The organism is Corynebacterium callunae, from assembly GCF_046592015.1.
Lineage (GTDB): Bacteria > Actinomycetota > Actinomycetes > Mycobacteriales > Mycobacteriaceae > Corynebacterium > Corynebacterium callunae_A.
Window position 1 is genome coordinate 1 of sequence record NZ_JAWVOB010000027.1, and the last position, 588, is coordinate 588.

Annotated in this window: 1 pseudogene; it reads right to left on the reverse strand. The window is 57.7% G+C overall.

What is annotated here, in order from left to right:
• Nucleotides 1-74: 74 nt before the first annotated feature.
• A pseudogene (locus SFC07_RS13240) lies at nucleotides 75-588 on the reverse strand (IS6 family transposase); the annotation flags it as partial.

The following is a 588-nucleotide window of genomic DNA, read 5'->3' on the forward strand; positions in this document are numbered from 1 at the left end:
GGGTGCTGTTGCAAAGTTAGGCCAGGGTCGAAGAGCCCCGCCTCGGGACATCAGTTGTACTTGCTCCGGGGCGCTTAAGCAGTCTCGAATGCCCGACTAACGATGGCCGCGTCCGGATTCGGTTGCCCGTGAGGGCAAACATCGTGCCCTGCCCTTTCCGCAATGAGTGCATCGCTTCCATCCCTTTCAACGTCCGATATGCAGACGTCGAAGTTCTTAAATGCACCCTTCGGTCCGAGGATCCGCTTCAGCCGACCATGGTCGCCTTCCAGGATGTTGTTGAGGTATTTCACCTGACGGTGCTCCACCGTCTGAGGGCAGATACCTTCCTCCTTGAGCTCGATGATCGCTTTGGACAGGGAGGGTGCTTTATCTGTGTTAATCACCCGCGGGAACCCGGCTGACGTGTTCGACCTCAGAGTCTTCGCCAGGAAACGCTTCGCTGCCGCTACGTTGCGTTTTGGTGAGAGGTAGAAGTCTAAGGTCTGTCCACCAGCGGTGATCGCCCGATAGAGGTAGCACCACTTTCCCCCGACTCGGATGTAGGTCTCATCTACCCGCCAGGAACTGGCCTGCCAGTCAGGTACC